Genomic DNA, 977 nt, shown 5'->3' with positions numbered 1-977 from the left:
CAGCACCAAGCTCCCAGGTAGCGGAGACACCCTCCTACCCTGCCGCCATTCTCCAGCACAAAGCTCCGGGGTAGCCGGGACACCCCACCCACCCTTCCAAAATGCTGCTTCACCCACCTCTCCTTGAAAAAACCCGGCGCATTAAATTATAGCCCCGCTCCGGAAACATTTAACCTCCGCCAATTTAACAGAGTGCCCTTGGTTAACAGTCTGAAATGGGTTCGGTGATGACCGAACCCATTTTGTATGCACAATAAATGAAAGATAAATTACAAAATATAGTACTACATAAAGTAGTTGACTCATTCAGGGATATATTGTAAAATATTTTTAGCAAATAAGGGAGGTGAGAAGAAGTTGAACATGACCCATTACATGGAATTGCTTGCTACCAATCAACCCTGGAATCTGATTATTTTCATGGCCATTCCTGTTATCCTGGCTGAAACCGTTGCAGTATCAGAGCTTTTTATTTTATTCGGGAGAAACCTTTCTGGGGGCTTAAGAAGGCTCAACAAAATTGCAGGAATTATAGCAGGTTTTTATTTTGTAGGAATTTTTATCTATCTCTTTAAAACAGCGGTGATTCCACTTACTGCCGGCGGGGAGTGGAGAGGTATTGTAGATATTCTGGCGGTAGGTTTCTACCTGTCGGGAGTGATTCCGCTTTTCGGGATCAGTTTGTTGGAAATCGGGTTGTTGGGGCGCGGCAAAACAGAAGAGGAAAAACTAAAACTACACGCTGTCTTTGTTGCCATATTCCTCGTAGTGGCCCATGTGGCCATGATACTGGGGATGCTCAATCCCGATATTTTTACCTACGGTGGCAGTGGGATGGCAATGTAAATAAGGAAGTTTTCCAAAAAGCGCTGCTCATGAGGCAGCGCTTCAGTGTTCGTCCGGCATGTCTGCTGAGCCGATGGGTTGAGAGAAACCCTGTCACCTAACCAGCGGGAAGACAACCTGTAGGCAAGGGC

Annotated in this window: 1 protein-coding gene; it reads left to right on the top strand. The window is 46.2% G+C overall.

Features of this window, described 5'->3' with window-relative positions; all coding sequences use genetic code 11:
* Positions 1-357: 357 nt before the first annotated feature.
* Complete coding sequence (locus Tfer_RS15685) at positions 358-846, top strand: DUF6803 family protein (RefSeq protein WP_052219202.1); 489 nt, start codon at positions 358-360, stop codon at positions 844-846.
* Positions 847-977: the final 131 nt, after the last annotated feature.

The sequence above is a fragment of the Thermincola ferriacetica genome (assembly GCF_001263415.1).
Lineage (GTDB): Bacteria > Bacillota > Thermincolia > Thermincolales > Thermincolaceae > Thermincola > Thermincola ferriacetica.
Note: the sequence above shows the minus strand (reverse complement) of the source record. Positions and strands in the feature narration are given on the sequence as shown.